Source organism: Pseudomonas sp. CBZ-4, from assembly GCF_000346755.1.
Classification (GTDB): Bacteria; Pseudomonadota; Gammaproteobacteria; order Pseudomonadales; family Pseudomonadaceae; genus Aquipseudomonas.
Genome location: NZ_ANNV01000170.1, coordinates 24729 through 49387, shown reverse-complemented (window position 1 = coordinate 49387; position 24659 = coordinate 24729). Strand labels below are relative to the sequence as shown.

26 protein-coding genes and 1 other RNA gene are annotated in these 24659 nt (G+C 62.3%); 11 read left to right on the top strand and 16 right to left on the bottom strand.

Translation table 11 applies throughout. The features are described 5' to 3' along the window. Window positions 1-54: 54 nt before the first annotated feature. Complete coding sequence (locus B348_RS0126645) at window positions 55-1032, bottom strand: NADPH:quinone oxidoreductase family protein (protein WP_017739079.1); 978 nt, start codon at window positions 1030-1032, stop codon at window positions 55-57. A 150-nt stretch (window positions 1033-1182) separates the two neighbouring features. Between B348_RS0126645 and B348_RS0126640 the strand changes: the two genes are divergently transcribed. Beyond that, window positions 1183-1590, top strand: coding sequence for a flagellar basal body-associated protein FliL (locus B348_RS0126640; protein WP_017739078.1), 408 nt, complete (start codon window positions 1183-1185; stop codon window positions 1588-1590). Between the two features lie 113 nt (window positions 1591-1703). Here the strand turns inward: B348_RS0126640 and B348_RS0126635 are convergent, their stop codons facing one another. From B348_RS0126635 to B348_RS0126620, 4 genes are all read right to left on the bottom strand, one after another. Further along, entirely contained in the window at window positions 1704-2822 is a 1119-nt protein-coding gene (locus B348_RS0126635) for an ABC transporter permease (protein WP_017739077.1), read from the bottom strand. After that, on the bottom strand, window positions 2822-5539 hold the full coding sequence (gene rbbA, locus B348_RS0126630; RefSeq protein WP_017739076.1) for a ribosome-associated ATPase/putative transporter RbbA: 2718 nt from the start codon (window positions 5537-5539) through the stop codon (window positions 2822-2824). Before rbbA ends, B348_RS0126635 begins: the two co-directional genes overlap by 1 nt. Next, window positions 5536-6501, bottom strand: coding sequence for an HlyD family secretion protein (locus B348_RS0126625; protein WP_017739075.1), 966 nt, complete (start codon window positions 6499-6501; stop codon window positions 5536-5538). Before B348_RS0126625 ends, rbbA begins: the two co-directional genes overlap by 4 nt. Before the next feature lie 141 nt (window positions 6502-6642). Next, window positions 6643-7092 carry an EVE domain-containing protein gene (locus tag B348_RS0126620; protein ID WP_017739074.1) on the bottom strand — a complete coding sequence of 150 codons (450 nt, stop codon included), beginning with the start codon at window positions 7090-7092 and terminating at the stop codon, window positions 6643-6645. A gap of 194 nt (window positions 7093-7286) precedes the next feature. On the opposite strand from B348_RS0126620, the gene B348_RS1000000131435 reads away from it, so the two are divergent. Further along, the gene (locus B348_RS1000000131435) at window positions 7287-7436 is read left to right on the top strand and encodes a hypothetical protein (RefSeq protein WP_085986534.1); all 150 of its coding nucleotides are present in this window, start codon (window positions 7287-7289) and stop codon (window positions 7434-7436) included. Between the two features lie 22 nt (window positions 7437-7458). On the opposite strand, the gene B348_RS0126610 is transcribed toward B348_RS1000000131435, so the two are convergent. The 4 genes from B348_RS0126610 to B348_RS0126600 all read right to left on the bottom strand — a co-directional run bounded on the left by B348_RS0126610 (window position 7459) and on the right by B348_RS0126600 (window position 8862). Then, window positions 7459-8073 (bottom strand): 5-formyltetrahydrofolate cyclo-ligase, encoded by a 615-nt coding sequence (locus B348_RS0126610; protein WP_017739072.1) that lies wholly within the window; start codon window positions 8071-8073, stop codon window positions 7459-7461. Between the two features lie 56 nt (window positions 8074-8129). Then, a non-coding RNA gene (ssrS, locus tag B348_RS1000000131295) (6S RNA) lies at window positions 8130-8308 on the bottom strand. 30 nt (window positions 8309-8338) lie between these two features. Further along, a complete protein-coding gene (locus tag B348_RS0126605) occupies window positions 8339-8656 on the bottom strand; it encodes a cell division protein ZapA (RefSeq protein ID WP_003176812.1) in 318 nt (105 codons plus the stop codon). Further along, window positions 8653-8862, bottom strand: a complete 210-nt coding sequence (locus B348_RS0126600; RefSeq protein WP_003177365.1) for a TIGR02449 family protein — start codon at window positions 8860-8862, stop codon at window positions 8653-8655. The genes B348_RS0126605 and B348_RS0126600 overlap by 4 nt, the downstream gene beginning before the upstream one ends. Window positions 8863-9000: 138 nt before the next feature. Between B348_RS0126600 and B348_RS0126595 the strand changes: the two genes are divergently transcribed. The 9 genes from B348_RS0126595 to gcvH all read left to right on the top strand — a co-directional run bounded on the left by B348_RS0126595 (window position 9001) and on the right by gcvH (window position 18428). Next, complete coding sequence (locus B348_RS0126595; RefSeq protein WP_017739071.1) at window positions 9001-9558, top strand: YecA family protein; 558 nt, start codon at window positions 9001-9003, stop codon at window positions 9556-9558. Window positions 9559-9578: 20 nt separating this feature from the next. Then, window positions 9579-10901, top strand: a complete 1323-nt coding sequence (pepP, locus tag B348_RS0126590) for a Xaa-Pro aminopeptidase (RefSeq protein WP_026137093.1) — start codon at window positions 9579-9581, stop codon at window positions 10899-10901. Beyond that, entirely contained in the window at window positions 10898-12085 is a 1188-nt protein-coding gene (gene ubiH / locus B348_RS0126585) for a 2-octaprenyl-6-methoxyphenyl hydroxylase (RefSeq protein WP_017739069.1), read from the top strand. The genes pepP and ubiH overlap by 4 nt, the downstream gene beginning before the upstream one ends. Then, window positions 12078-12563 (top strand): DUF4442 domain-containing protein, encoded by a 486-nt coding sequence (locus B348_RS0126580; RefSeq protein WP_017739068.1) that lies wholly within the window; start codon window positions 12078-12080, stop codon window positions 12561-12563. Before ubiH ends, B348_RS0126580 begins: the two co-directional genes overlap by 8 nt. Before the next feature lie 9 nt (window positions 12564-12572). After that, entirely contained in the window at window positions 12573-13790 is a 1218-nt protein-coding gene (locus tag B348_RS0126575) for a 2-octaprenyl-3-methyl-6-methoxy-1,4-benzoquinol hydroxylase (RefSeq protein ID WP_177325360.1), read from the top strand. Between the two features lie 160 nt (window positions 13791-13950). Then, entirely contained in the window at window positions 13951-14955 is a 1005-nt protein-coding gene (locus B348_RS0126570) for an extracellular solute-binding protein (protein WP_017739066.1), read from the top strand. A 180-nt stretch (window positions 14956-15135) separates the two neighbouring features. Continuing rightward, window positions 15136-16752 (top strand): iron ABC transporter permease, encoded by a 1617-nt coding sequence (locus B348_RS0126565; protein ID WP_017739065.1) that lies wholly within the window; start codon window positions 15136-15138, stop codon window positions 16750-16752. A gap of 156 nt (window positions 16753-16908) precedes the next feature. Further along, window positions 16909-17991: a glycine cleavage system aminomethyltransferase GcvT gene (gene gcvT / locus B348_RS0126560; protein WP_026137092.1), complete on the top strand. Its 1083-nt coding sequence runs from the start codon at window positions 16909-16911 to the stop codon at window positions 17989-17991. A gap of 53 nt (window positions 17992-18044) precedes the next feature. Continuing rightward, window positions 18045-18428: a glycine cleavage system protein GcvH gene (gcvH, locus tag B348_RS0126555; RefSeq protein ID WP_017739062.1), complete on the top strand. Its 384-nt coding sequence runs from the start codon at window positions 18045-18047 to the stop codon at window positions 18426-18428. A gap of 140 nt (window positions 18429-18568) precedes the next feature. Here gcvH and B348_RS0126550 read toward each other — a convergent pair whose 3' ends face one another. The 7 genes from B348_RS0126550 to B348_RS0126520 all read right to left on the bottom strand — a co-directional run bounded on the left by B348_RS0126550 (window position 18569) and on the right by B348_RS0126520 (window position 24645). Beyond that, on the bottom strand, window positions 18569-19711 hold the full coding sequence (locus tag B348_RS0126550) for a DegT/DnrJ/EryC1/StrS aminotransferase family protein (RefSeq protein ID WP_017739061.1): 1143 nt from the start codon (window positions 19709-19711) through the stop codon (window positions 18569-18571). 156 nt (window positions 19712-19867) lie between these two features. Then, the gene (locus B348_RS0126545; protein WP_026137091.1) at window positions 19868-20533 is read right to left on the bottom strand and encodes an outer membrane protein; all 666 of its coding nucleotides are present in this window, start codon (window positions 20531-20533) and stop codon (window positions 19868-19870) included. Window positions 20534-20716: 183 nt separating this feature from the next. Then, a complete protein-coding gene (locus tag B348_RS0126540) occupies window positions 20717-21031 on the bottom strand; it encodes a DUF2388 domain-containing protein (protein WP_026137090.1) in 315 nt (104 codons plus the stop codon). Window positions 21032-21099: 68 nt separating this feature from the next. After that, the gene (locus B348_RS0126535) at window positions 21100-21546 is read right to left on the bottom strand and encodes an NfeD family protein (RefSeq protein WP_017739058.1); all 447 of its coding nucleotides are present in this window, start codon (window positions 21544-21546) and stop codon (window positions 21100-21102) included. 10 nt (window positions 21547-21556) lie between these two features. Further along, window positions 21557-22477 (bottom strand): SPFH domain-containing protein, encoded by a 921-nt coding sequence (locus B348_RS0126530; RefSeq protein WP_017739057.1) that lies wholly within the window; start codon window positions 22475-22477, stop codon window positions 21557-21559. A 66-nt stretch (window positions 22478-22543) separates the two neighbouring features. Then, window positions 22544-24223 carry a GspE/PulE family protein gene (locus B348_RS0126525; RefSeq protein ID WP_017739056.1) on the bottom strand — a complete coding sequence of 560 codons (1680 nt, stop codon included), beginning with the start codon at window positions 24221-24223 and terminating at the stop codon, window positions 22544-22546. An 83-nt stretch (window positions 24224-24306) separates the two neighbouring features. After that, window positions 24307-24645, bottom strand: coding sequence for a hypothetical protein (locus B348_RS0126520; RefSeq protein ID WP_017739055.1), 339 nt, complete (start codon window positions 24643-24645; stop codon window positions 24307-24309). Window positions 24646-24659: the final 14 nt, after the last annotated feature.

The window sequence follows — 24659 nt, the reverse complement described above, 5'->3', positions numbered from 1 at the left end:
ACCCACCGCTATCGCAGGCAAGCCAGCTCCCACATTGACCGCATTGCAAATGTTCTACCGGGTTTGGACCACGACCTTGCCCACCGCCCGACGCTGCCCCAAATCATTGATCGCCTGCGCCGCCTGCTCCAGCGGATACACCTGCGACACCAACGGCTTCAACTTGCCCTCGCCATACCAGGTAAACAACTGCTGGAAATTCGCCGCATTGTCCTGCGGCTGGCGCTGGGCAAACGAGCCCCAGAACACGCCGACCACGGCCGCGCCCTTGAGCAACGCCAGGTTCACCGGCAGCTCGGGAATGCGCCCGCTGGCAAAGCCCACCACCAGCAAGCGCCCGTTCCAGGCGATGCTGCGGATGGCCTGGTCGAACAGGTCGCCGCCCACCGGGTCGTAGATCACATCGGCGCCGTTGCCGTCGGTGAGGCGCTTGATCTCGTCTTTCAGGCTGGTTTCGCTGTAGTTGATCAACTCATCCGCGCCGGCCGCCTTGGCCACCGCGAGTTTGTCGGCGCTGCTGGCGGCGGCGATCACGCGGGCGCCCATGGCCTTGCCGATTTCCACGGCGGCCAGGCCTACGCCACCGGAGGCGCCGAGGACCAGCAGGGTTTCGCCGGGTTGCAGGTGGGCGCGCTGTTTCAGCGCGTGCATCGAGGTGCCGTAGGTCATGCTGAAGGCGGCGGCGGTGTTGAAGTCCATGCTCGGCGGGATCGGCAATACGTTGTAGCCCGGCACCGCGACCTGCTCGGCAAAGCTGCCCCAGCCGGTCAGGGCCATGACCCGGTCGCCGACCTTGAGGTGGCTGACTTTCTCGCCGACCTCATTGACCACGCCCGCCGCCTCGCCACCCGGCGAGAACGGGAAGGGCGGCTTGAACTGGTACTTGCCCTCGATGATCAAGGTGTCCGGGAAGTTGACCCCGGCGGCATGCACGTCCAGCAGGATCTCGTTCTTCTTGATCGCTGGGCTGGCGACCTCTTCCAGCACCAGGGTTTCGGCAGGGCCGAAGGCTTTGCACAGCACAGCTTTCATCGGACTATTCCTTTGGGCGTCGTGGCCGATAAGTGTAGAAGGGCAGGTCTGTGGGTCAACGAGCATGCTCGTACCTGATAAGTCGCCATAAGCTTGTGCTTAGCGTTGCTAGCGTTATGCTAGCGCGCAACCGAATGTGAGGAATGAACTGTGAAAGCGTGGATCCTGTTGATGCTGGCCCTGACCCTGCCGATGGCGGCCCAGGCCGAAGAAGCCAAAGAAGGCGAGGCGCCGAAAGTCAGCTATATCAGCCTGACGCCACCGTTCGTGGGCAACTATGGCCTGGATGGCACGGCCAAGCTCAAGGTGTTCAAGGCCGACATCGCCCTGCGCGTGACCGGCACCGAAGCCGCTGCGGCGGTCAAAGCCAATGACGCGTTGATCCGCAACCAGTTGGTGGCGCTGTTTACCCAGCAGACCAACGAGACCATGAGCACGGTCGAAGGCAAGGAGAAGCTGCGCCAGGAAGCCCTCAAGCAGACTCAGCAAGTGATGAATGACGAGACCGGCAAGCCGGTGGTGGAAGACCTGTTGTTCAACAACCTCATCATTCAGTAACCGCGGCGCGGCCATCGCAGGCAAGCCAGCTCCCACAGTTGACCGAGTTCCAACGTTGGAATGCAGTCAACTGTGGGAGCTGGCTTGCCTGCGATAGCAATCTACCAGTCACCTCAGGATGCCAAGCTCTTTCTGAACCGCCCTAACGCCACCAAAAAAAACACCAACCCAATCCCCGCCAGCGCCAGCAAATCCGGCCACACCACCCCAACCCCCGCATCGCGAAACAGAATCGCCGCACTCAAGCTCACAAAGTGTGTGGAAGGCGACCCCTGCATCACCCACTGCAACCACTCGGGCATACTGTCCAACGGCGTACTGCCGCCGGACAACAACAGCATCGGGATAATCACCGGAATCGCCAGTAAGCCAAACTGCGGCGTCGAACGCGCCAGCGTGGCCAGAAAGATCCCCAGCGCCGTACTGGCAAACAGATACAGCGCCGTCACAAACAGGAACAGACTTAGGGACCCCGCCAGCGGCACGCCGAGCAAGCCCTTGACCACCACCTCCAGCGAAATCCACGTACACACCACCACCACCAGCATGTTGCTCCAGATTTTCGCCAGCATGATCTCCAGCGCCGTCAGCGGCAGCACCAGCAAGTGGTCAAGGGTGCCGTGTTCCCGCTCGCGCAGCAGCGCAGTACCGGTGAGCACGATGGCAAGAATGGTGATGTTGTTGACGATCTGAATCACCGCCAAAAACCAGCCGCCTTCGAGGTTGGTGTTGAACAGCGCCCGCGTCGTCAGCAGCGCCGGCGCCTGGCTGGCGGCGTCGGTCTGGCCGCCGTAGGCCAGCAGTTCGCGCTGGAAGATCCGCCCGATGTAACCGGCGCCCATGAATGCCTGGCTCATCGCCGTGGCGTCCACGTTCACCTGCACGCCGGGCTGGCGACCGGCCAACAGGTCGGCCTGGAAGTTCGCCGGCACGTTGATCACGAAGGTGTACTCGCCGCTGTCCATGACCTTGTCCAATTGGTCGTAGGGCAACGGCGCGGGCGCCTGGAATTCGGGTGGTTGCAGGGCCTCGGCCATCTGCCGCGAGAGTGCGCTGTGGTCTTCATCGACAAACGCCACGCTGGCGTTATGCACGCCAATCACCGAACCGGCGGCGGGCATGTAGATAGCCACGGTGAAGGCGTAGAACAGAAACAGCAGCAACACGCTGTCATGGCGCAGGCTGGTGAGTTCCTTCAGACCCAGGCGCAGGATGTGCGCGAACTTGTGCATCAGGCCTCCTGCTTCTTGAGCATGATCAGGCTCAGCCCGGTAAACGCGACAAAGAACCCGAACAGCGCCAGGCATTGCGGCCACAACTGGCGCAGGTCCAGGGCTTTGGTAAAGGTGCCCACGGCGATATCAAGGAAGTGCCCGGCCGGAAACAGCATACCCATCAAGGCTGCCGCACCTTCCAGGGACGAGCGCGGCACGATCAGCCCGGAGAACTGGATGGTCGGCAGGCTGGTGATGATCATGGTGCCGAGGATCGCCGCGATCTGGGTGCGGGTGAACGCGGAAATCAGCAGGCCCATGCCGGTGGTGGCCAGCACATACAGCAGGCCGCCGAACGCCAGCGTCAGGCCGCTGCCTTTGAAGGGCACGCCGAACAGCCAGCGGTTCATCGCCACCAGCAGCGCCAGGTTGACCAGGCTCACGGCCAGGTACGGCGCCTGTTTGCCCAGCAGGAATTCCAGACGTGTCAGCGGCGTGGCGTAGAAGTTGGTGATCGAGCCCAGCTCTTTTTCCCGCACGATGCCGAGGGCGGTGAGCATCGCCGGGATAAACGCCAGGATCAGCGCCATCACGCCGGGGCCGATGGCGTTCACGCTGACCACGTCCTGGTTGTAACGAAAGCGCGTCTCCAGCTTGGCGGCCGCCTGGCTGTGTTGCGGCTGGCTGCTCAGTTCGCCCAGTTGCTGGAGGTTGGCCTGGTGCACGGCTTCGACATAGTTACGGCTGGTTTCTGCGCGAAACGGCATGCCGCCGTCGAGCCACGCCGCCACGGTGGGTTGGCGCCCGGCGTAGAGGTCGCGGCCAAAGCCCGGTGGAATCTCCAGGGCCAGTTTGATTTCCGAGCGTTGCAGGCGCCGGTGCAGTTCGTTCGAATCCTGGATCGCAGGCTGCTCGGCGAAGTAGCGCGAGCTGCGGAACGCTTCCAGGTAGGCGCGGCTCTGCGGCGTCTGGTCCTGGTCGTAGACGGCAAAGGCGAGGTTTTCCACGTCCAGGGAGATGCCGTAGCCGAAGATCACCATCATGAACATCGCCCCCAGCAGGGCAAACGCCATGCGCACTTTGTCGCGCAGCAGTTCCTTGCCTTCGCGGCTGGCCACCGCCAACAGGCGTGTCAGGCTGAAGCCGCGTTTGCTCACCGGCGGCGCGGCGGTTTCGCTGACGGTGGCGGTGGGCGCGCTGGGTTCGGGTTCGCCCTGGGCCTGTTCCAGGCAGGTGACGAAGGCGGCTTCCAGGGTGTCGCCGTGGAATTGCCGTTGCAGCGCGTCCGGCGTGTCGCAGGCGAGCACCTTGCCCGCGTGCATCAGCGAGATGCGGTCGCAGCGCTGGGCTTCGTTCATAAAGTGCGTGGACAGGAAGATGGTCACGCCTTGTTCGCGGGACAGTTCGATCAGCAAGCGCCAGAAATCATCCCGCGCCGCCGGGTCAACGCCCGAGGTCGGTTCATCGAGGATCAGCACTTCCGGGCGATGCAGCACCGCCACGGCCAACGACAAACGCTGGCGCAAGCCGAGGGGCAGTTCGCCGGAAGGTTGCTCGGCCACGTCAACGAGGTCGAATCGCTGGATCAGCTCATCGATACGCGGGCCGCTGGCGGCCTTGGGCAGGTCGAACAGCTGCGCATGCAGCACCAGGTTCTGGCGCACGCTGAGTTCGCCATACAGCGAAAAGCTTTGCGACATGAACCCCACGCGCTTGCGGGTGGCCAGGTCCTTGGCGTTCACCGGGTTGCCCAGCAGCTTGGCGCTGCCTTCAGTGGCCGGCATCAGGCCGGTGAGGACTTTCATGGTGGTGGTCTTGCCGCAACCGTTGGAACCGAGAAAACCGAAGATCTCCCCGCGACCAATGGCGAAGCTGACCTGGTTCACCGCCGTGAAATCACCAAAACGCAGGGTCAGGTTGTGGGCTTCGATGGCGATGTCGCTGTTGTCGCTCTCGCGCGGCGGGATCACCAACGGCTGGTTGTTGTGGGCACTGTCGCCCTGGAAGTGGGTGAAGGCCTCATCCAGCTTGCCACTGGGAGTGACGGCGGCCAGCTCGCGGCTAAGGCCGTCGGCGATCAGCTTGCCGCGATCGAGCATCAGGCAGTGTTCGAATTGCTCGGCCTCTTCCATGTAGGCCGTGGCCACCAGCAGCGTCAGTTGCGGGCGTTCGCTGCGTACGGTTTCGACCAATTCCCAGAAGCGTCGGCGCGACAGCGGATCGACGCCGGTGGTCGGCTCGTCGAGGATCAACAGGTCGGGGTCATGTATCAGTGCGCAGCACAGGCCGAGCTTCTGCTTCATCCCGCCGGACAACTTGCCCGCTGGGCGTTCGGCAAAGCGTGCGAGGTCGGTGGCCAGCAGCAGGTTGTGCATGCGCTGGTCGCAATCGGCTTTCGACAGGCCGAACAGCGTGGCGAAGAAGCGGATGTTTTCGCTGATGGACAGTTCGGGGTACAGGTTGCCGCCCAGGCCTTGGGGCATAAAGGCGATGCGCGGGTACAGGCTGTTGCGGTGGCGGCGGTCCTGGATCGAACCACCGAGCACCTGCAATTCGCCCGCCTGAAGCTTTTTCACCCCGGCGATCAGCCCCAGCAGGCTCGACTTGCCCGCGCCATCCGGGCCGATCAAGCCGCAGCGCGTTCCAGCGGGCAGGCTGAAGGCGATGTCGAGCAGGGCCTGTTGCTTGCCGTAGCGATGGTTGATCCCGGTGGCGTGCAGCGCCAGGCCGGTCATTGCAGGTTGGCCGGCCAGTCGATATCGGCCGTGCGCACGTAGCCGGCGCCGGGCATGCCCGGTTTGGCTTGGGGCACGGCGTCGGGGTGGGTCAGGCGCAGTTTGACGCGGAACACCAGTTTCTGGCGTTCGTCGCGGGTTTCCACTTCCTTGGGGGTGAACTGTGACTTGGCGGCGACAAAGCTGATTTTCGCCGGCAGCGGTTGCTGGGGCAGGGCGTCGAGCAGGATGCGCGCTTCACTGCCGACGGTCAGGCGACCGGTGACGGAGGCGGGCAGGTAGAGGTTCATGTACTGGTCATTCGGATCGATCAGCAGCAGCACGCGTCCGCCTGCGCCGAGCACTTCACCGGGCTCGGCCAGGCGCAGTTGGATGATTCCGTCGATGGGCGCGCGCAGGCTGCTGTCGTCGATTTCGCTGTTGAGCTGGGCGACCTGGGCCTGGGCGGCGCCGATGGCGGCTTTTACCGAATTGACCTGGGCTTGGGCTGCGATCACCGCCGCGTTGCCGGTGTTTTGCCGGGCTTGTTGCTGGTCGATCAATTGGCTGCTGGCGAAGCCGCGCTTGTACAGCTCCTGGGTACGCTTGAGTTCCTGGTTGGCCAGCAACTGCTCGCTTTGGCGCAGTTGCACATTGGCCTCGGCGGCGGCGAAGTTTTCCTTGGCGCGCAGCACTTCGGCTTCGGCCTGGGCGCGCTGGGCTTCGAGGGTGCGGGTGTCCATGCGCGCGAGCAGTTGGCCCTTGAGCACCTTGTCGCCTTCATCCACACGCACTTCGGCCAGGCGCCCGGGGATCTTCGCGGCGATCTGCACTTCGGTTGATTCCAGGCGCCCGTTGCCCATGCTCAGGCCTTCGGGCAGGCGGTCCTGGGTGGAGCGCCAGTAACCGAAGCCGCCGGCGCCGAGCAGCAGGGCGATCAAGGCGATGGCGAAAATACGGGAGGTGTGGTTGTTCTGCGACATGGCGGCTTCCTGCGGCATTAGCGTCCTAGTTTGACCGGGCGGCGCCCGCAGGCGGTTGATACCGGTCAAATGAAGCGCAAGCCTAACGCGCTTGGCGCGCAGATGCATGCGCCAGGCGCGTGACCGCCGGGTTCTGCCCCGTTAACCCAGGGCCAGCACCGCCGCCCATTGCTCGGCAGTCACCGGCATCACGGACAACCGGCTGCCTTTTTGCACCAGCGGCAACTCGGCGAGGGCGGTTTGTTGTTTCAGGTAACCCAGGCCCAGCACCTTGGGAAAGGTTTTGACGTGGGCCACATCGATGGCGCTCCACGGGTTTTTCTCCGGGGTGGCCTTGGCGTCGAAATAGTGGCTTTCTGGCTCTAGCGCTGTGGGATCCGGGTAAGCCGCCTTGATGATTTTTCCGATGCCGGCAATTCCCGGCTCCGGGCAGCTGGAGTGGTAGAAGAAAAACTCGTCACCCTCGGCCATGGCGCGCAGGAAATTGCGCGCCTGATAGTTGCGCACCCCGTCCCAGCGAGTTACGCCGAGCTTTTCCAGGCCCTTGATGGAGAGTTCGTCGGGCTCGGATTTCATCAGCCAATAGGCCATTTTTGCGCTCCTGAAAATGGGATTGGGCAAGTTGTCAGGCAATTAAATGACAAACCGACAGTCGGTTGGCGCCAAGGTTTGCGTGTTGGTTCACGTTACCGCAGAATGCCCGCTTTTAAGCTTGACGCCGCTGCAACGGACTACTTTGGAACGTTGTTGTCATCGTGTACGAGGTGCCTGAAGGGGGGCAATCGATGCAACGTAAGCCGGATTTACTATGGATTTTGGTTATTTTGTTTGGTCTGGGCGTCGTGACCACCGGATATGCCCAAAGCCTCTGGTCGAACAAGACCGATGCACCCATTGAACTGACTCAGCAACAACCGCAACCGTTCAAGCGCTGACCCTTCTTCCAGACGCCGCTGTTTACTGCGGCGTCTGCGCGATATACCACTGCTTATCCGTGACGGTGCCAGCCAACGGCACATCCCAGCTCGCCTGCGTCAACTTCTCGACCTTCTGACATTCATGGGCCAGGCCCAGCAGCGTCGGCTTGCGCCAGCTTTTGCGGCGCGCCAGGTAAGCGAGGCTGCGGTCGTAGAAACCGCCGCCCATGCCCAGGCGTCCACCCACGTCATCGAAACCGACCAGCGGCAATAACACCAGGTCCAGCGCCCAGACCTTGCGCTGCTGGCCGATGTTCACCCGTGGCTCGAGGATGCGGAAGCGGTTGGGCCGCAACTTTTCCCCCGGCCGCACGCGCTGGAACACCATCTTGGTCCGTGGCCACGCGCTGAGCACCGGCAGGTAAGTGGCCTTGCCCCGGCGCTGGGCGGCGCGCAGCAGCAGGCGCGGATCGATTTCACCGTCCGTCGGTAGATACAAGGAAATATGTTTGGCCCGGCGAAACAGCGGCTGCTGTGCCAGTTGCCGATACAGGCCGAGGGCGGCCTTGCGCTGCTCGCTCGGCGAGAGTTCGCGGCGGGCTTTGCGCAACATGCGTCGAAGTTGCGGACGGGAAAGCGGCGCAGGTTCGGTCATGGTTTCGGCTCATAAAACAATGCCAGTCCGAAGACTGGCATTGAGTTTGGGAATTCAGGCTCCCCGACAGAGCCGCTGTCGACTTAGCCCTTGAACCCGAAAGTTCAAGGTGGAAGAAGCAGTAGGCTTTAAGGCTTTCCGTCTAGCGGACATGCACACCAGCCCAACGTGCAACTTCCAGGGTAGTGCGAATCGGCTCAGGGACATCGCCGACTGGCAAACACGCCAGGGAGTGGGGCGAGTATACCTTAAACGTCGGCGGCAATCAGCCCTTGGGTGCGTCTGAATCGCTGGAAAGCACCAGATCCACACGTTCCAGCAGGTCGCGCACCTGCTCGCGCGTCGAGCCGCTGGCCTGTACGTCAGGGCGTTCCTGCTTGTGCAGCAGATCGTGGGTGATGTTCAGCGCGGCCATCACGGCGATACGGTCGGCGCCGATGACTTTGCCGCTGCTGCGGATTTCACGCATCTTGCCATCCAGGTAGCGGGCAGCGCTCACCAGGTTGTTGCGCTCTTCCTGGGGGCAGATGATCGAATACTCTTTATCCAGGATCTGCACGGTGACGCTATTGCTTGAACTCATGAGTCTTGCTCCAGGGCCTTCAGGCGCGAAATCATCGATTCGACCTTACGCCGGGCGATTTCGTTTTTTTCAATGAGGTGAGCGCGTTCCTCGCGCCAGGTTTTTTCCTGAGCTAGTAGGAGTCCATTTTGACTCTTAAGTTGCTCGACCCGATCAATTAGCAATTCGAGTCTGGCCATCAGCGCTTGCAGGTCGGTGTCTTCCATTGGGTTCCACTGGATTTGTCTGATGAATGGCAACTGCAGGATAAACGATCTGACGCCCTTGATAGTCTTGGTACGTCTGCCGGTGCTAGGATACAGCGCTTCATTCTAGACATTGCGCCGTCTGGCGCCTAGCTCACCATGCCTATTCAGAACTCCCCGTACGACGCTTTTTCCAAACTGCTGAGCACCAGCGGCCACCCTTGCTCGCCTGCCGAATTGCACGGCGTGTTGCTGGGCCGCAGCTGCACCGGCGTAGGCTTTGATGCCGACAACTGGCTGGCCGATGTGGCTGAGCTGCTGGAAACCGAGCCGACCGAGAACGTGCGTAATGCGCTGATCGGCCTGCAGGAAATGGTCAAGGGCGAGCTGACCGGTGACGACGTCACCGTGGTCCTGCTGCTGCCGACCGACGACGCGCCACTGACCGAACGCGCCGCCGCGCTGGGCCAATGGTGCCAGGGCTTCCTCCACGGTTTCGGCGTCAACGCCGGCGGCCTGGAACTGAGCACTGACGCCAAGGAAGTGTTGCAGGATTTGGCCGCGATCTCCCAGGTGCAAGACGCCCTGGAAGAGTCCGAAGACGGCGAAGGCGACTACATGGAAGTCATGGAATACCTGCGCGTCGCGCCGCTGCTGCTGTTCACCGAGACCAAGAAGTCCGCTGAGCCCGCCGCACCCAAGCCGTCGCTGCACTAAGAAAGGACGCCCATCTGCCCATGATTCATATCCCGAGAGCGGAATACACCCGGCGCCGCAAGGCGCTCATGGCGCAGATGGAACCCAACAGCATCGCGATCCTGCCGGCCGCCGCCGTGGCCATTCGCAACCGTGATGTCGAGCACGTCTACCGCCAGGACAGCGACTTCCAGTACCTGAGCGGTTTCCCCGAGCCGGAAGCGGTGATCGTGCTGATGCCCGGTCGCCTGCATGGCGAGTACGTGCTGTTCTGCCGCGAACGCAATGCCGAACGCGAACTGTGGGACGGCCTGCGCGCCGGTACCGAAGGCGCGATCCGTGACTTTGGCGCCGACGACGCGTTTCCCATCACCGATATCGACGACATCCTGCCCGGCCTGATCGAAGGCCGCGACCGGGTGTATTCGGCCATGGGCAGCAATGCCGAATTCGACCGGCACTTGATGGAGTGGATCAACGTGATCCGCTCTAAAGCGCACCTCGGCGCCCAGCCGCCGAACGAATTTGTTGCCCTGGATCATCTGCTCCACGACATGCGCCTGTATAAATCGGCGGCAGAAGTGAAGGTGATGCGCGAAGCCGCACGCATCTCCTGCGCCGCCCATGTGCGGGCGATGCAGGCCAGCCGCGCGGGTTTGCACGAGTACAGCCTGGAAGCCGAGCTGGACTACGAATTCCGCAAGGGCGGCGCGAAGATGCCGGCCTATGGCTCCATCGTCGCCGCCGGACGCAACAGCTGCATCCTGCATTACCAGCAGAATGACGCGCTGCTCAAGGACGGCGACCTGGTGCTGATCGACGCCGGTTGCGAGATCGACTGCTACGCCAGCGACATCACCCGCACCTGGCCGGTCAACGGCAGGTTTTCGCCGGAGCAAAAGGCGATCTACGAGATTGTGCTGGCCTCCCAGGAAGCCGCCTTTGCCGAGATCGCCCCCAACAAACATTGGAACCAGGCCCACGAGGCCACGGTGCGCGTCATCACCGCCGGGCTGGTCAAGCTGGGCTTGTTGCAGGGCGACGTCGGCGAGTTGATCGCCAGTGAAGCCTATAAAGCCTTCTATATGCACCGCGCCGGCCATTGGCTGGGCATGGATGTGCATGACGTAGGTGAGTACAAAGTAGGCGGTGAATGGCGTGTGCTGGAAGTCGGCATGGCCTTGACCGTGGAGCCGGGGATCTACATCGCGCCGGACAACCCGAACGTGGCAAAGAAATGGCGTGGCATTGGCGTACGCATCGAGGACGACGTGGTAGTGACCAAGCAAGGCTGTGAAATCCTGACCGGCGGCGTGCCCAAGACCGTCGCCGACATCGAAGCGCTGATGGCGGCTGCCCGATGAGCCGGGTCAACCTGGCGATCATCGGCGGCGGCCTGGTCGGCGCCAGCCTCGCGCTGGCGTTGCAGACCGGGGCCAAGGCCCGTGGCTGGAAGATCCTGATGATCGAGCCGTTCGCCCCGGGCGACAGCTACCAGCCGAGCTACGATGCGCGTTCGTCGGCGTTGTCCTACGGTGCCAAGCAGATTTATCAGCGCTTGGGCCTGTGGCAGGACATTTCCCGCCGCGCCGAGCCGATCAAGCAGATCCATGTGTCTGACCGTGGCCGCTTTTCTACGGCGCGCCTGTCCGCCATGGAAGAGGGCGTGCCGGCGCTCGGCTATGTGGTCGAAAACGCCTGGCTCGGCCAATGCCTGTGGCAAGGCCTGGACAAAGACGTGGTCAGCTGGCGTTGCCCGGCCGAAGTCACGCGCATGGAACCGCTGCCCGACGGCTATCGCCTGACCCTCAACGATGAAACCGTGCTGGAATGCGACCTCGCCGTACTCGCCGATGGCGGCCGCTCCGGCCTGCGCGAGCAACTCGGCATCGGCGTGAAGACCCGCCCGTACAACCAGAGCGCGCTGATTGCCAACATCACCCCCAGCGAAGCCCACAACGGCGAAGCCTTCGAGCGCTTCACCGACGACGGCCCGATGGCCCTGTTGCCGCTGCCGGACAACCGTTGCGCGCTGGTCTGGACGCGCATCGGCATGGACGCCCAGCGTCTGGCCAACCTCGATGAGCGCAGCTTCCTCAGCGAATTGCAGGGCGTGTTTGGCTACCGCCTGGGCACCCTCAAGCAAGTTGGCGCGCGTCACCTGTATCCGTTGACCCTGGTGGAAGCCGAAGAACAAGTGCGTTCCCACCTGGCGATCCTCGGCAATGCCGCCCACAGCCTGCACCCGATTGCCGGGCAGGGCTTCAACCTGTCCCTGCGTGATGCCGTTGCCTTGGCCGAAGCCTTGCTGGCCGGGCCGCAAGTGCCGGGTGACCTGGCGACCTTGCAGGGCTACCGCGAACGCCAGCGCCTGGATCAGAAATTGACCGTGGGCTTCTCCGACCAGGTCACGCGCCTGTTTGGCAGCGCCCAACCGCTGGTCGCCCTGGGCCGCAACATGGGCCTGCTTGGCCTCGACCTGCTGCCGCCGGCCAAACGCTGGTTCGCCCGTCAGGCCATGGGCCTGGGCACGCGTCCCGATGCGTAAGTGGTTGATCGAGCGCCTGGGCAAGGCGCGGCTGTTGCGTTGGATCATGACCCTGTACCCGCCGTATCTGGGCGCGGGGGTGAGCGTGCAGCAGATGAGCGCCGATTTTCGTCACGTCAAAGTGCGCATGGGCCTGGGCTGGTACAACCGCAACTACGTCGGCACGCAGTTCGGCGGCAGCCTGTATTCGATGGTCGATCCGTTCTACATGTTGATGCTCATGGAGAACCTGGGCCGCGACTACATCGTCTGGGACAAGGCCGCGAGCATCGACTTCATCTCGCCGGGCAAAGGCCCGGTGTTTGCCGAGTTTTCCATCGACGACGCCTTGCTCGACGAGATCCGCCGGCAGACCGAAGGGGGCGAGAAGTACTTGCCCCACCTCAAGGTGCAGATCTATGACGGCGCCGGCACCCTGGTGGCGCGCGTCGACAAAACCCTTTACGTGCGGCGCAAGCCGCCAGCGAGACAGGCTTAAACCATGGACATGCGCGCAGATGTGCTGATTGTCGGGGCCGGAATGGTCGGAAGCGCCCTGGCGCTGGCGTTGCAGGGCAGTGGCCTGCAAGTGCTGCTGCTGGACGGCAGCCCGCTGAGTGTCAAACCCTTCGACCGTGACGCGGCCTTTGAACCCCGCGTGAGCGCGTTGTCGGCGGCCAGCCAGCGCATCCTCGAACGCCTTGGCGTGTGGGACGGCATTGTCGAGCGCCGCGCCAGCCCTTACGGCGAGATGCAGGTGTGGGACGGCAGCGGCACCGGGCAGATCCATTTTTCGGCGGCCAGCGTGCATGCCGAAGTGCTGGGGCATATCGTCGAAAACCGTGTGGTCCAGGACGCCTTGCTCGATCGTTTGCACGACTGCGACCTGGGCCTGTTGGCCAATGCGCGCCTGGAACAGATGCGCCGCTCCGGCGATGACTGGCTGCTGACCCTGGCCGACGGCCGCACCTTGCGCGCGCCGCTGGTGGTGGCGGCCGACGGCGCCAACTCCGCCGTGCGCCGCCTCACCGGCACCGCGACCCGTGAATGGAATTACCTGCACAACGCCATCGTCACCAGCGTGCGCAGCAGCCAACCGCATCAGCGCACAGCCTGGCAGCGTTTTACCGACACCGGCCCACTGGCGTTCTTGCCGTTGGTGCGCGATGGTCAGGAGGATTGGTGCTCGATCGTCTGGTCCACCACACCGGCTGAATCCGAACGCCTGATGGCGCTGGACGATGAGAGCTTCTGTCGCGAACTCGAGCGCGCCTTTGAAGGCCGCCTGGGCACGGTGATCAGCGCCGACCCGCGCGTCTGCGTGCCCTTGCGCCAGCGCCACGCCAAACGCTACGTGGCCGAAGGCCTGGCGTTGATCGGCGACGCGGCCCACGTGATCCACCCATTGGCGGGGCAGGGCGTGAACCTGGGCTTCCTCGACGCGGCGACACTGGCCGAAGTGCTGCTGTCAGCCAACGAACGCGGCCAGCGCCTGGCGGATGTGAAAGTGTTGAGCCGTTATGAGCGTCGGCGCATGCCGCACAACCTGGCGTTGATGGCGGCGATGGAGGGTTTTGAGCGCTTGTTCCAGGCCGACCAACTGCCACTGCGCTGGTTGCGCAATGCCGGGCTGAAGATGGTCGACCAGATGCCCGAAGCTAAAGCGGTGTTTGTGCGTCAAGCGTTGGGTTTAAGTGGCGATCTCCCAGACCTCGCCAAACCCTGACCTTGAAATACAGTCCCTGTGGGAGCGGGCTTGCCCGCGATGAGGCCATCAGCCCCACTACAAATCCCACTCATGCAACATCTGGTAACGCCTCCACCAAGCGCCAGCAAATGTGAGTCCTTATCATTTGCCCTCTTTTTGCAAATGAGAGACCGCCCCCATGTTGGCACCCAAGCGCCTCCTGACTGCCCTGGCACTCACCCTGATCGGCAGCACCACCGTGCAGGCAGCCGACGAAGTGGTGGTCTACTCCTCGCGCATCGACGAACTGATCAAGCCGGTATTCGACGCCTACACCCAGAAGACCGGCGTACAGGTGAAGTTCATCACCGACAAGGAAGCCCCGCTGATGCAGCGCATCAAGGCCGAGGGCGAAAACGCCACCGCCGACCTGCTGCTCACCGTCGATGCCGGCAACCTCTGGCAGGCCGAGCAGATGGGCATCCTGCAACCGTTCACCTCGCCGGTGATCGACAAGAACATTCCCCTGCAATACCGCTCCTCCAACCACGCCTGGACTGGCCTGAGCCTGCGCGCGCGGACCATCGCCTATTCCACCGACCGCGTGAAACCGGGTGACCTGACCACCTACGAAGCCCTGGCCGACAAGCAGTGGGAAGGTCGCCTGTGCCTGCGCACGGCCAAGAAGGTCTACAACCAGTCGCTGACCGCCACCCTGATCGAAACCCATGGCGCGGCCAAGACCGAAGAAATCGTCAAGGGTTGGGTCAACAACCTGTCCACCGACGTGTTCTCCGATGACATCGCGGTGCTGGAAGCGATCAACGCCGGGCAATGCGACGTGGGTATCGTCAACACCTACTACTACGGGCGCCTGCACAAGCAGAACCCGAAGCTGGCGGTGAAGCTGTTCTGGCCGAACCAGGGCGACCGTGGCGTGCATGTGAACCTCTCGGGCATCGGCCTGACCAAGCACGCACCGCACCCGGAAGCGGCCAAGGCGCTGGTGGAGTGGATGACCACGCCTGAGGCGCAGAAGATCTTTGCCGACGTGAACCAGGAATTCCCGGCCAACCCGGCGGTACCGCCGTCGGCCGAAGTGGCGACCTGGGGCAAGTTCGTCGCGGACACCTTGCCGGTGGAAGTGGCGGGCAAGCGCCAGGCTGAGGCGATTCGCCTGATGGATCGCGCTGGCTGGAACTAAGTACACTCTGTAGGACACCGCAGCTCCAAATGTGGGAGCAGGTTTGTGTGGGAGCTGGCTTGCCTGCGATAGCATCACCTCGGTATCACTGATACACCGAGGTGCCTGCATCGCAGGCAAGCCAGCTCCCACATCTGTTAGCGGCGGCTTCGAATCCTTCATTATTCTGAGAGCTTTTCCTTGGCCCACCCCGCCCAACGCCGCTGGTACCTGCCGGTCTTCACCGTCGCCGCCCTGGTGCTGCTGCCGCTGAGCGTGCTGTTGCTGTCCTGGCAAAGCATCGATGCGCAAATCTGGTCCCACCTCTGGGAAACCCAGATGCCGCGCCTGCTGGGCAACACCCTGACCCTGGTGCTCGGCGTCGGTGTCGGCGTGACCTTGCTTGGCGTCAGCCTGGCCTGGCTCACCAGCCTCTGCGAATTCCCCGGGCGACGCTGGCTGGATTGGGCGCTGATGCTGCCCTTCGCGATTCCGGCCTATGTGCTGGCTTTTGTGTTTGTCGGCCTGCTGGACTTCGCCGGTCCGGTGCAAACCCTCCTGCGCGAATGGTTCGGCAGCGGCCTGCGCCCGCCGCGTGTGCGCTCCACCAGCGGTGTGATCATTGTCCTGGTGCTGGTGTTCTATCCCTACGTCTACCTGCTGGCGCGCACCGCGTTTCTCGCCCAGGGCAAAGGGCTGATGGAGGCCGCGCGGGTGCTGGGGCAATCGCCTTGGCAAGCGTTCTGGCGCGTCGCCCTGCCCATGGCGCGGCCGGCGATCGGCGCGGGTGTGGCGTTGGCGCTGATGGAGACCCTGGCGGATTTCGGTGCGGTCTCGGTGTTCAACTTCGATACCTTCACCACTGCCATCTATAAAACCTGGTACGGTTTTTTCAGCCTGTCGAGTGCGGCGCAGTTGGCCAGCCTGTTGCTGCTGGTGGTGATGCTGGTGCTGTACGGCGAGCGCCGGGCCCGGGGCGCCAGTCGGCCGAGTAATGAGCGGCCACGGGGCAAGGCGCTGTATCACCTGCGCGGCTTCAAGGCCGCAGCAGCCAGCAGTTGGTGTGGTCTGGTGTTTGCCTGCGCGTTTGTCATCCCGATGCTGCAACTGGTCGCCTGGTTCTGGCAGCGCGGCCGTTTCGACCTGGATGAGCGCTATTCGGGCCTGATCGTGCATACCCTTTACCTGGGCGGTATCGCGGCGTTGATCACGGTCAGCGTGGCGCTGGTGCTGGCGTTCGCCAACCGCCTGGCGCCGACCCGGGCGATCCGCTCCGGCATCAGCCTGGCCAACGTCGGGTATGCCTTGCCGGGTTCGGTGCTGGCGGTGTCGATCATGTTGGCGTTCAGCTACCTGGACCGCGAACTGGTGGTGCCGCTGTCCGGCTCGTTGGGCGGTGCGGGCAAGCCGTTGCTGCTGGGCAGCCTGTCGGCGCTGGTGCTGGCGTATCTGGTGCGCTTTTTGGCGGTGGCCTATGGGCCGCTGGAAAACAGCCTGGCGCGCATCCGCCCGTCGTTGCCGGAAGCTGCCCGCAGCCTTGGGGTGAGTGGACCGCGACTGTTTTGCAAAGTGTATCTGCCGCTGTTGCTGCCGGGGACGCTGAGTGCGGCGTTGCTGGTGTTCGTCGACGTGCTCAAGGAAATGCCCGCGACCTTGCTGATGCGCCCGTTTGGCTGGGACACCCTGGCGGTTCGGATCTTTGAAATGACCAGCGAAGGCGAGTGGGCGCGGGCGTCATTGCCGGCGCTGACGCTGGTGTTGGTCGGCCTGCTGCCGGTGATCGGCTTGATTCGGCGCTCTGCCCGACAAATCGCTTAGGTGCCAGGCCCACGGCTTGCGGCTACAATGCGCGGCATTCGGTGCGCTCCGTCTTTCTGGTCGGGTTGCGGTATGTGGCTACAGGCCTTGTAACTCAAGGCATCCAGCGCATATGGCAACGCTGCGCACCTTCGCCAAGCCCGGAAGGAGAAACCCATGGGACAGCGTACGCCTCTGTATGACCTGCATCTCGCCCTCGGCGCGAAAATGGTCGATTTTGGCGGTTGGGATATGCCTCTGCATTACGGCTCGCAAGTTGAAGAACACCATCAGGTGCGACGCGACTGCGGGGTGTTCGATGTATCTCATATGACCGTGATCGATGTCAGCGGCCCCCAGGCCAAGGATTGGCTCCAGCACCTGCTGGCCAATGATGTCGAGCGTCTGCATGGCTGCGGCCGTGCGTTGTACAGCGCCATGCTCAACGACAAGGGCGGCGTGGTGGACGACATGATCGTCTACCGCACCGAAGCCGGTTACCGGCTGGTGGTCAACGCCGCTACTCGCGACCAGGACATGGCCTGGATGCAGGCGCAATTGGGCGGCTTCCAAGTGCAGCTCAATGAGCGGTCCGAGTTGGCCATGCTCGCCATCCAGGGCCCCCACGCCCGGCAGAAGATCGCCGAGCTGGTCACCCAGTCCCGCGGCGCCCTGATTCACCAGCTCAAGCCGTTCGAAGGCCTGGCCGATGGCGATTGGTTTATCGCCCGCACCGGTTATACCGGCGAAGACGGCCTGGAGATTGTGTTGCCTGCCGATCAGGCCCCGGGTTTTTTCAACGACCTGGTGGGCGCCGGCATTTCTCCTATCGGCCTCGGTGCCCGCGATACCCTGCGTCTTGAAGCCGGCATGAACCTGTACGGCCAGGACATCCACCAGGACGTTTCCCCGCTCGCCGCCAACATGGCCTGGAGCATCGCCTGGGAGCCTGCCGGGCGCAACTTCATCGGCCGCGCCGCGCTGGAGGCTGAATTGGCGGCCGGCGTGCAGTTCAAATTGGTCGGGTTGGTGCTGGAAGAACGCGGGGTTTTACGCGCTCACCAGGTGGTTCGTATCGCCAATGTTGGCGAAGGAGAGATCACCAGTGGTAGTTTCTCTCCTACGTTGAGCAAATCCATTGCCCTGGCGCGTGTACCGACGGCGACGGCCGATCGGGCTGAAGTGGAAATCCGCGGCAAGTGGTATCCGGTTCGAGTGGTCAAGCCGACCTTCGTGCGCCATGGCAAAACCTTGATCTAACCTATTTCCGGCAGGCCAATGGCCGCTGACATTACTTCTTGAGGACACAGACTATGAGCGATATCCCTGCCGACCTGCGTTTTGCCGAAAGTCACGAATGGGCCCGTCTGGAAGCTGACGGCACCGTGACCGTGGGTATCTCCGACCATGCCCAGGAAGCGTTGGGGGATGTGGTGTTTGTCGAGCTGACCGAAGTGGGCAACGTGTTTGCCGCAGCGGATCAGGCGGGTGTGGTTGAGTCGGTGAAGGCCGCTTCGGATATCTACTCGCCAGTGGCTGGCGAAGTGATTGCGGTGAACGAGGCCCTGAGCGGCGAGCCTGAGCTGCTGAACTCCGATCCGTATGGCGCCTGGATCTTCAAGCTCAAGCCAAGCAACCCGGCTGACCTGGAAAAACTGCTGGATGCTGCTGGCTACAAGGCTGCCATCGGCGAGTAAACGCTGGCAGTAGAAACAGCAGTAACCCCTGTGGGAGCTGGCTTGCCTGCGATGCAGATACCTCGGTGTATTAGTTACCCCGCAGTGATGCTATCGCAGGCAAGCCAGCTCCCACATTTGATTGGGGTGAGCCAGAGTTTTCAGTTCGCTTTCAGTACGGCTTTGACTGCCGCCACCGACCGCTCCACATCCGCCTCGGTCATCGCCGTGAACATCGGCAACGACACGATCAAACGCCCAACCTTTTCCGCTACCGGGAACATGCCTTCCTTGAACCCCTGTGCCCGATAAAGGCTGAGCAGGTGGATCGGCGGGTAGTGATAGCCAATGCCGACGCCGTGGGCTTGCATCTGTTCCATGAAGGTGGCGCGGGCCGGCAGGCCGTCCTGACGCTCCGGCAGCACCAGTTGGAACAGGTGCCAGTTGCTGTTTTCGAAATCCGCCGGCGGCAGTTGTGCGCCGTACTGTTCTTCGAAGTCGCTGCCGAAGCAATCGAAGTAATGCCGCGCCAGGTTCTGGCGATGGGCGGTGATCTTCTCGATATGGGCGAACTGCCCCAGGCCGATCGCCGCCGCGATATCGGTCATGTTGAACTTGCCGCCCAACACATCCACATCCAGGCCGTCGAAGCCGGTGCGGGACACGCCTTGCAGGCGATACTTCTCGGCCAGGCGCGCTTCTTCGGCATTGTTCAATACCAGGCAGCCGCCCTCGGAAGAGGTGATGTTCTTGTTCGCCTGGAAGCTGAACGACACGAAGTCCCCGGTGGCACCGATGCGTTCGCCATCCCAGCTGGAGCCCAGGGCCTGGGCGGCGTCTTCGACGATGCGCAGGTTGTACTTGTTGGCCAGCGCGTAAAGCATTGGCATATCCAGCGGCAGGCCAGCCAGGTAAACCGGGATGATTGCCTTGGTGCGCGGCGTGATTGCCGCTTCGACCTGAGCCAGGTCGATATTGCGGGTGACCGGGTCGATATCGGCAAACACCGGCGTAGCACCCACTTCCAGGATCACATTGGCCGTGGCGACCCAGGAGATTGGCGTGGTGATGACTTCATCGCCCGGGCCGATCCCGGCGATGCGCAGGGCGATCTCCATGGTGCAGGTGCCCGAGTTGAAGGTGCGCACCGGCCGGCCGCCGAAATATTCCGACAGCTGGGCTTCGAATGCCTGCACTTTCGGCCCGCTGGTGATCCAGCCCGAGCGCAGTACATCGCCGACTGCCGAGATAGTGGCTTCGTCGATGGTGGGTTTGGAAAACGGCAGGAAGGGCTGTTGGCTCATGACGACGAAGGCATCCGTTTCAGATTGGCGATGAGAAAAGGCTTATCAGAACCGGCATGGTTGCACGGCTCGACTGAATATAGCCTGTCGCCCGTGAATGAATCGTCATGGTGACGATGGAAATGCCGCTTGATGAGCGGCATTCCCTTTGGCAAGTCAGAAGGACAAACGTGCCTCCAGAAACACATTCTGCTCCTTGAGTTTGCCTTTGAGCTGTTCATCCCGGGCATTTATTCGATTGGCGAAGGTGTTGTAGCCGGTTTCTACATCGCCCATGGCGACGTATCGGTATCCGGCGCCCAGGGTGAGTTGTTCGTTGGCCTTGGCCTCCAGGCCCATGCCCACACTGTAGGCGAAATTATGCTGGCGGTTATTGGCGAAACGGCGGGTATCAATGGTTTGGTAGCCCTTGGCCTCAATCCGTGCAACCCCCATCCCAGCCATGCCGTAAAACGATAACCAATGGTTGATCGGAATGTCTTTGTAGCCATTGAGCATCAAGCGCTGGCTGTTGACCTGCAGGTTGTTGACGTTGGCATTGAAGGGCGCCCAGTAGGATTTGAACGCGGAGCTGTTTGGCATCGTGTATTCCCCTTCCATACGCCAGCCATCGGTAAAGGCATAACCCACTGCAAACGAGGCGACGAGTGACTTGGTGCTATCGGGGGCTTGCACTCGCTCGGTGACGCGGGGGCTGGTCAGTAACGCACTCGAGAGGCTTTGGCGGGCGCTGTTGAGTTTTGCCGAGCCGTACCAGCTTTCTGCTTGCGCGTGAGAGGTTGTGAATGTCGCGAGAAGTATTGCGTAGACAAGCTTTTGCATGGGCAGTGATTCGCTTTGTATAAAAGGAATCCATAGCTTGTGATCTGGCCCCTGCCTGTCACGACAGGACCTATCTCGATCAGTTGGCGAAAAGCAGAATGTATGTGTAGTTATCAGCACTGATGGCTGTAAGAACGAATATAAGAATGCCGCTTAAAAGCGGCATTCTTTATGGGCCGAGTATTACTCGGTGACGGCATTTTTCGCGAGGATGGCGTTGGCCAGCTCCATGTCCGTGGCCTGCAGGCCAGGGTTGTCGGCGCGGACTTTCTGCATCGCGGCTTCCAGGTACGGGCCACGAATGCCGCCGTCGCTGGCAACAAAGCTGCCCGCGTCATCTTGCGCAGCGACCACCAGCTTGTGCTCCTTGAAGGTCAGGTACGTCGAGCCAGTAGTGGCGCCCGACGAGATGACATTGCGCCAGAAACTGTCGGCCATGGCTGAACCGACAGGGAGGGAAAGCACAGCGAGGGTTGCGACTGCATATTTGAGACGCATGATGGGTGACTCCGGGTGGTTATCTGTACTTTATGATTGTAGTCAGGCCTCCCGAGTTCCATCAGTGACTAAACAGTTTCAACCTTTAAAATCACCCCGTCCTGGCCAACCACCCGGACTTGAGCGCCTGCAGGGCTGTCAGGACCGGTCACCATCCATACGCCATCGCCGACCTTGACCTTGCCCCGGCCATCGATAATCGGCTGATGCACCACAAAGACACGGCCGACAAGCTCCGAACCCCGTTCATTCAGCCCGGGCTGGTCGCTGGGCCTGGCGCTGCTGCGCAGGCGCTTCCACCAGCCCACTGCCGTCAGTAACGACAGCACCGCGAACAGCAGCAGTTGCCATTCCAGCCCCAGGGACGGCACCAGGAACTTGATCACACCCACGGCCGCCGCTGCGATACCCATCCACAACAGGTAACCGCCGGCGCCGAAGACCTCAAGAATCAGCAGCACCGTGCCCAGTGCCAGCCAATCCCAAAACGACAGATGCTGCAGGAAATCCCACATGGTGGTCGCCTCAGCCTTTCTTGCTGTCGAAGGTCGCCTTGACGATCTCGCCGATACCGCCGACCGCGCCGATCACCTGGCTGGCTTCCAGCGGCATCAGGATCACCTTGCTGTTGTTGGCCGAGGCCAGCTTGCCGAGGGCGTCGATGTATTTTTGCGCGACGAAATAGTTGACCGCCTGCACGTTGCCCGAAGCAATTGCCTCCGACACTACTTGTGTCGCGCGCGCTTCGGCTTCGGCCTGACGCTCACGGGCTTCGGATTCGAGGAATGCTGCCTGGCGGCTGCCTTCGGCCTCCAGGATCTGCGCCTGCTTCTTGCCTTCGGCCGTCAGGATCGCCGACGCCCGCAGGCCTTCGGCTTCGAGAATCTGTGCACGCTTGATCCGCTCGGCTTTCATCTGGCCGGACATGGCGGCCATCAGGTCTGCTGGCGGGCTGATGTCCTTGATTTCGATCCGGGTGATCTTGATGCCCCATGGCGCGGTGGCTTCATCGACGGTACGCAGCAGTTTCTCGTTGATGCCGTCACGCTGGCTGAGCATCGCATCCAGTTCCATGGAGCCGAGGACGGTACGGATATTGGTTTGCAGCAGGTTGCGGATGGCGTGTTCGAGGTTGTTGACCTCGTAGGCGGCCTGGGCGGTATTGACCACCTGGAAGAAGCACACGGCGTCGATCTGCACGGTGGCGTTGTCGGCGGTGATGACTTCCTGTGGCGGGATATCCAGCACGCTTTCCATCACGTTGATCTTGCGACCGATGCGGTCCATGACCGGGATGATGATGTTCAGGCCGGGCTTGAGGGTGTTGGTGTAGCGGCCGAAACGCTCGACCGTCCATTGGTAGCCCTGGGGCACCACCTTGAAGCCCATGATGAGCAAGGCCACGGCCAAGCCCACGAAAATAAGCAGTACGGTTCCGATCTGCATAGCGATTCCCTATCCGATGTTGTCAGTGAGCGGAGTGTAACGGTGTTGTCACCGATAAAAACGGTTTCACGCCGCAACAATCAAAGGATTTGTTTCTGAATCCCCGGGTGTGACCCGCAACACTTCGGCCACTGTTGTCAGGCCGGCGCTGGCCTTTTCCGTGGCGGCCATGCGCAGGCTGCACATGCCTTGGGCCATCGCGCTCTGGCGCAAGGCCTGCACGTCGGCGCCGGGGGTGATCAACGCCTTGAGGTGTTCGTCCAGCACCATGATTTCATAGACGCCGGCACGTCCCCGGTAACCACTGTTTCGACATTCCCCGCAGCCAACGGCCTCATGGGCGCCTTCGCGCATGCGTTTGCAGTGGGGGCACAACAGCCTTACCAAGCGTTGCGCCATCACTCCTATAAGGGTAGCCCTGATCAAATAATGAGCAATTCCCAGCTCCTGCAAACGGGCGACTGCACTGGGTGCGTCGTTGGTGTGCAGGGTGGCCAGCACCAGGTGCCCGGTCAGTGCTGCCTGGATCGCCATTTCTGCGGTTTCCTGGTCGCGGATCTCGCCGATCATGATGATGTCCGGGTCCTGGCGCAGCAGGGCGCGGATGCCGCTGGCGAAGGTCAGGTCGATATTGTGCTGGACCTGCATCTGGTTGAACGCCGGTTCGACCATCTCGATAGGGTCTTCCACGGTGCACAGGTTGACCTCGCGGGTCGCCAGTTGCTTGAGCGTGGTGTAGAGCGTGCTGGTCTTGCCGGAACCGGTCGGGCCGGTGACCAGGATGATGCCGTGGGCCTGGTGCGTCATGGTGTGCCAGCGCCGTTGGTCCTCGGTGGATAAGCCCAACTGGTCGAAGTCCTTGAGCAGCACCTGGGGGTCGAAGATGCGCATCACCAGTTTCTCGCCGAACGCGGTGGGCAGGGTCGAGAGGCGCAGTTCAACCTCGGTGCCCGTTGGGCCCTTGGTCTTGACCCGACCGTCCTGGGGTTTGCGTTTTTCCGCCACGTTCATCCGGCCCAGGCTTTTCAGGCGACTGACGACCGCCATCGTCACCTGCTGCGGAAATTGGTACACGTCGTGCAGCAGCCCATCGATGCGCAAGCGCACGCGGCCCAGTTCACCGCCCGGTTCTATATGGATATCGCTGGCGCGCTGGGCAAAGGCGTACTGCAACAGCCAGTCGACGATATTGACGATATGGGCGTCGTTGGCGTCGGGCTCCTGGTCGCTGGCGCCGAGGTTGAGCAGTTCGAAAGGGCCCGGTGCAGCCATCTTTTGATCGGCGCCGCTGACGGACTGCGCCAGCCGATAAAACTCACCGATGCAGCGCTGGATGTCCTGGGGATTGGCCACCACGCGCTTGATCGAGCGCTTGAGGACCTGGGCCAACCCCGCTTCCCAACCGGTGACGAATGGCTGGGCGCTGGCGATGGTGACGGTGTGCGCATCCACCGCCACGGCAAGAATGGCGTGGCGTTGGGCGAAGGCGTGGGACATCAATGGCACGATGGTCGCCACGTCGATCTTCAGCGGGTCGATGCGCCAATACGGTTGCCCGGCGTGTCCAGCCAGCCATTGGGTCAGGCTTTCCAGCGACGGCCCCAGGGCAGCGATGCTTTCCAGGGGGTGCTGGGTGTGGCTGGGCGCAAGCGCAGACAGGCGCTTTGCCATATCGGCAGTCACCAGCCCCGCGTCGATCAAGGGCGGCAACAACGGCAGCAATTCCAATCGCTGATCAGCAGGCATCAAGGTTTTCCTGGGAGGTGTTGGACGTAATCCCAGGCTAGTCAGCCCCGAAAAATCTTCCTCCCAGGGTGTATTGCAGACTTTTACTGAGCCGCCGCCACCAGCGCCGCAGCCCGCACGGCATCAGCCGGCCACAGTTCCAGCGAACACACGCTGATCAGGTTTCGAATCTTTTCACCGATCACCTGGGCACGGTGCCAACTCAGGCCGTCCAGAGTGATGTCGATCGTCAGCAGGTCCTGTTCGCGGTTCACCGTCACCTGCTGTGGGGTGAGGCATTGCAGGGCGAAATAGTTGAGCACCCGGCACAGCACATCCGGCTCCGCTTCGGCGACGATCTGGTAATGCGCCTGGCAATGGGCGCTGTTGACGGCCCACGCATCGACGCGGGTGACGGAGTGAGTGGTTTCGACGGCGTGCATGGGAATTCTCCAGA

What these genes read in the sequence shown, in the direction of transcription:
- ubiH (WP_017739069.1), top strand. Translation starts at nt 10,898, where the DNA reads ATGAGCCGGGTCAACCTGGCGATCATCGGCGGCGGCCTGGTCGGCGCC.
- B348_RS0126610 (WP_017739072.1), bottom strand. Translation starts at nt 8,073, where the DNA reads ATGACCGAACCTGCGCCGCTTTCCCGTCCGCAACTTCGACGCATGTTG.
- B348_RS0126550 (WP_017739061.1), bottom strand. Translation starts at nt 19,711, where the DNA reads ATGAGCCAACAGCCCTTCCTGCCGTTTTCCAAACCCACCATCGACGAA.
- gcvT (WP_026137092.1), top strand. Translation starts at nt 16,909, where the DNA reads ATGGGACAGCGTACGCCTCTGTATGACCTGCATCTCGCCCTCGGCGCG.
- B348_RS0126540 (WP_026137090.1), bottom strand. Translation starts at nt 21,031, where the DNA reads ATGCGTCTCAAATATGCAGTCGCAACCCTCGCTGTGCTTTCCCTCCCT.
- B348_RS0126570 (WP_017739066.1), top strand. Translation starts at nt 13,951, where the DNA reads ATGTTGGCACCCAAGCGCCTCCTGACTGCCCTGGCACTCACCCTGATC.
- rbbA (WP_017739076.1), bottom strand. Translation starts at nt 5,539, where the DNA reads ATGACCGGCCTGGCGCTGCACGCCACCGGGATCAACCATCGCTACGGC.
- B348_RS1000000131435 (WP_085986534.1), top strand. Translation starts at nt 7,287, where the DNA reads ATGCAACGTAAGCCGGATTTACTATGGATTTTGGTTATTTTGTTTGGT.
- B348_RS0126530 (WP_017739057.1), bottom strand. Translation starts at nt 22,477, where the DNA reads ATGCAGATCGGAACCGTACTGCTTATTTTCGTGGGCTTGGCCGTGGCC.
- B348_RS0126575 (WP_177325360.1), top strand. Translation starts at nt 12,573, where the DNA reads ATGCGCGCAGATGTGCTGATTGTCGGGGCCGGAATGGTCGGAAGCGCC.
- B348_RS0126545 (WP_026137091.1), bottom strand. Translation starts at nt 20,533, where the DNA reads ATGCAAAAGCTTGTCTACGCAATACTTCTCGCGACATTCACAACCTCT.
- B348_RS0126625 (WP_017739075.1), bottom strand. Translation starts at nt 6,501, where the DNA reads ATGTCGCAGAACAACCACACCTCCCGTATTTTCGCCATCGCCTTGATC.
- B348_RS0126600 (WP_003177365.1), bottom strand. Translation starts at nt 8,862, where the DNA reads ATGGAAGACACCGACCTGCAAGCGCTGATGGCCAGACTCGAATTGCTA.
- B348_RS0126535 (WP_017739058.1), bottom strand. Translation starts at nt 21,546, where the DNA reads ATGTGGGATTTCCTGCAGCATCTGTCGTTTTGGGATTGGCTGGCACTG.
- B348_RS0126635 (WP_017739077.1), bottom strand. Translation starts at nt 2,822, where the DNA reads ATGCACAAGTTCGCGCACATCCTGCGCCTGGGTCTGAAGGAACTCACC.
- B348_RS0126595 (WP_017739071.1), top strand. Translation starts at nt 9,001, where the DNA reads ATGCCTATTCAGAACTCCCCGTACGACGCTTTTTCCAAACTGCTGAGC.
- pepP (WP_026137093.1), top strand. Translation starts at nt 9,579, where the DNA reads ATGATTCATATCCCGAGAGCGGAATACACCCGGCGCCGCAAGGCGCTC.
- B348_RS0126520 (WP_017739055.1), bottom strand. Translation starts at nt 24,645, where the DNA reads ATGCACGCCGTCGAAACCACTCACTCCGTCACCCGCGTCGATGCGTGG.
- B348_RS0126525 (WP_017739056.1), bottom strand. Translation starts at nt 24,223, where the DNA reads ATGCCTGCTGATCAGCGATTGGAATTGCTGCCGTTGTTGCCGCCCTTG.
- gcvH (WP_017739062.1), top strand. Translation starts at nt 18,045, where the DNA reads ATGAGCGATATCCCTGCCGACCTGCGTTTTGCCGAAAGTCACGAATGG.
- B348_RS0126605 (WP_003176812.1), bottom strand. Translation starts at nt 8,656, where the DNA reads ATGAGTTCAAGCAATAGCGTCACCGTGCAGATCCTGGATAAAGAGTAT.
- B348_RS0126620 (WP_017739074.1), bottom strand. Translation starts at nt 7,092, where the DNA reads ATGGCCTATTGGCTGATGAAATCCGAGCCCGACGAACTCTCCATCAAG.
- B348_RS0126645 (WP_017739079.1), bottom strand. Translation starts at nt 1,032, where the DNA reads ATGAAAGCTGTGCTGTGCAAAGCCTTCGGCCCTGCCGAAACCCTGGTG.
- B348_RS0126580 (WP_017739068.1), top strand. Translation starts at nt 12,078, where the DNA reads ATGCGTAAGTGGTTGATCGAGCGCCTGGGCAAGGCGCGGCTGTTGCGT.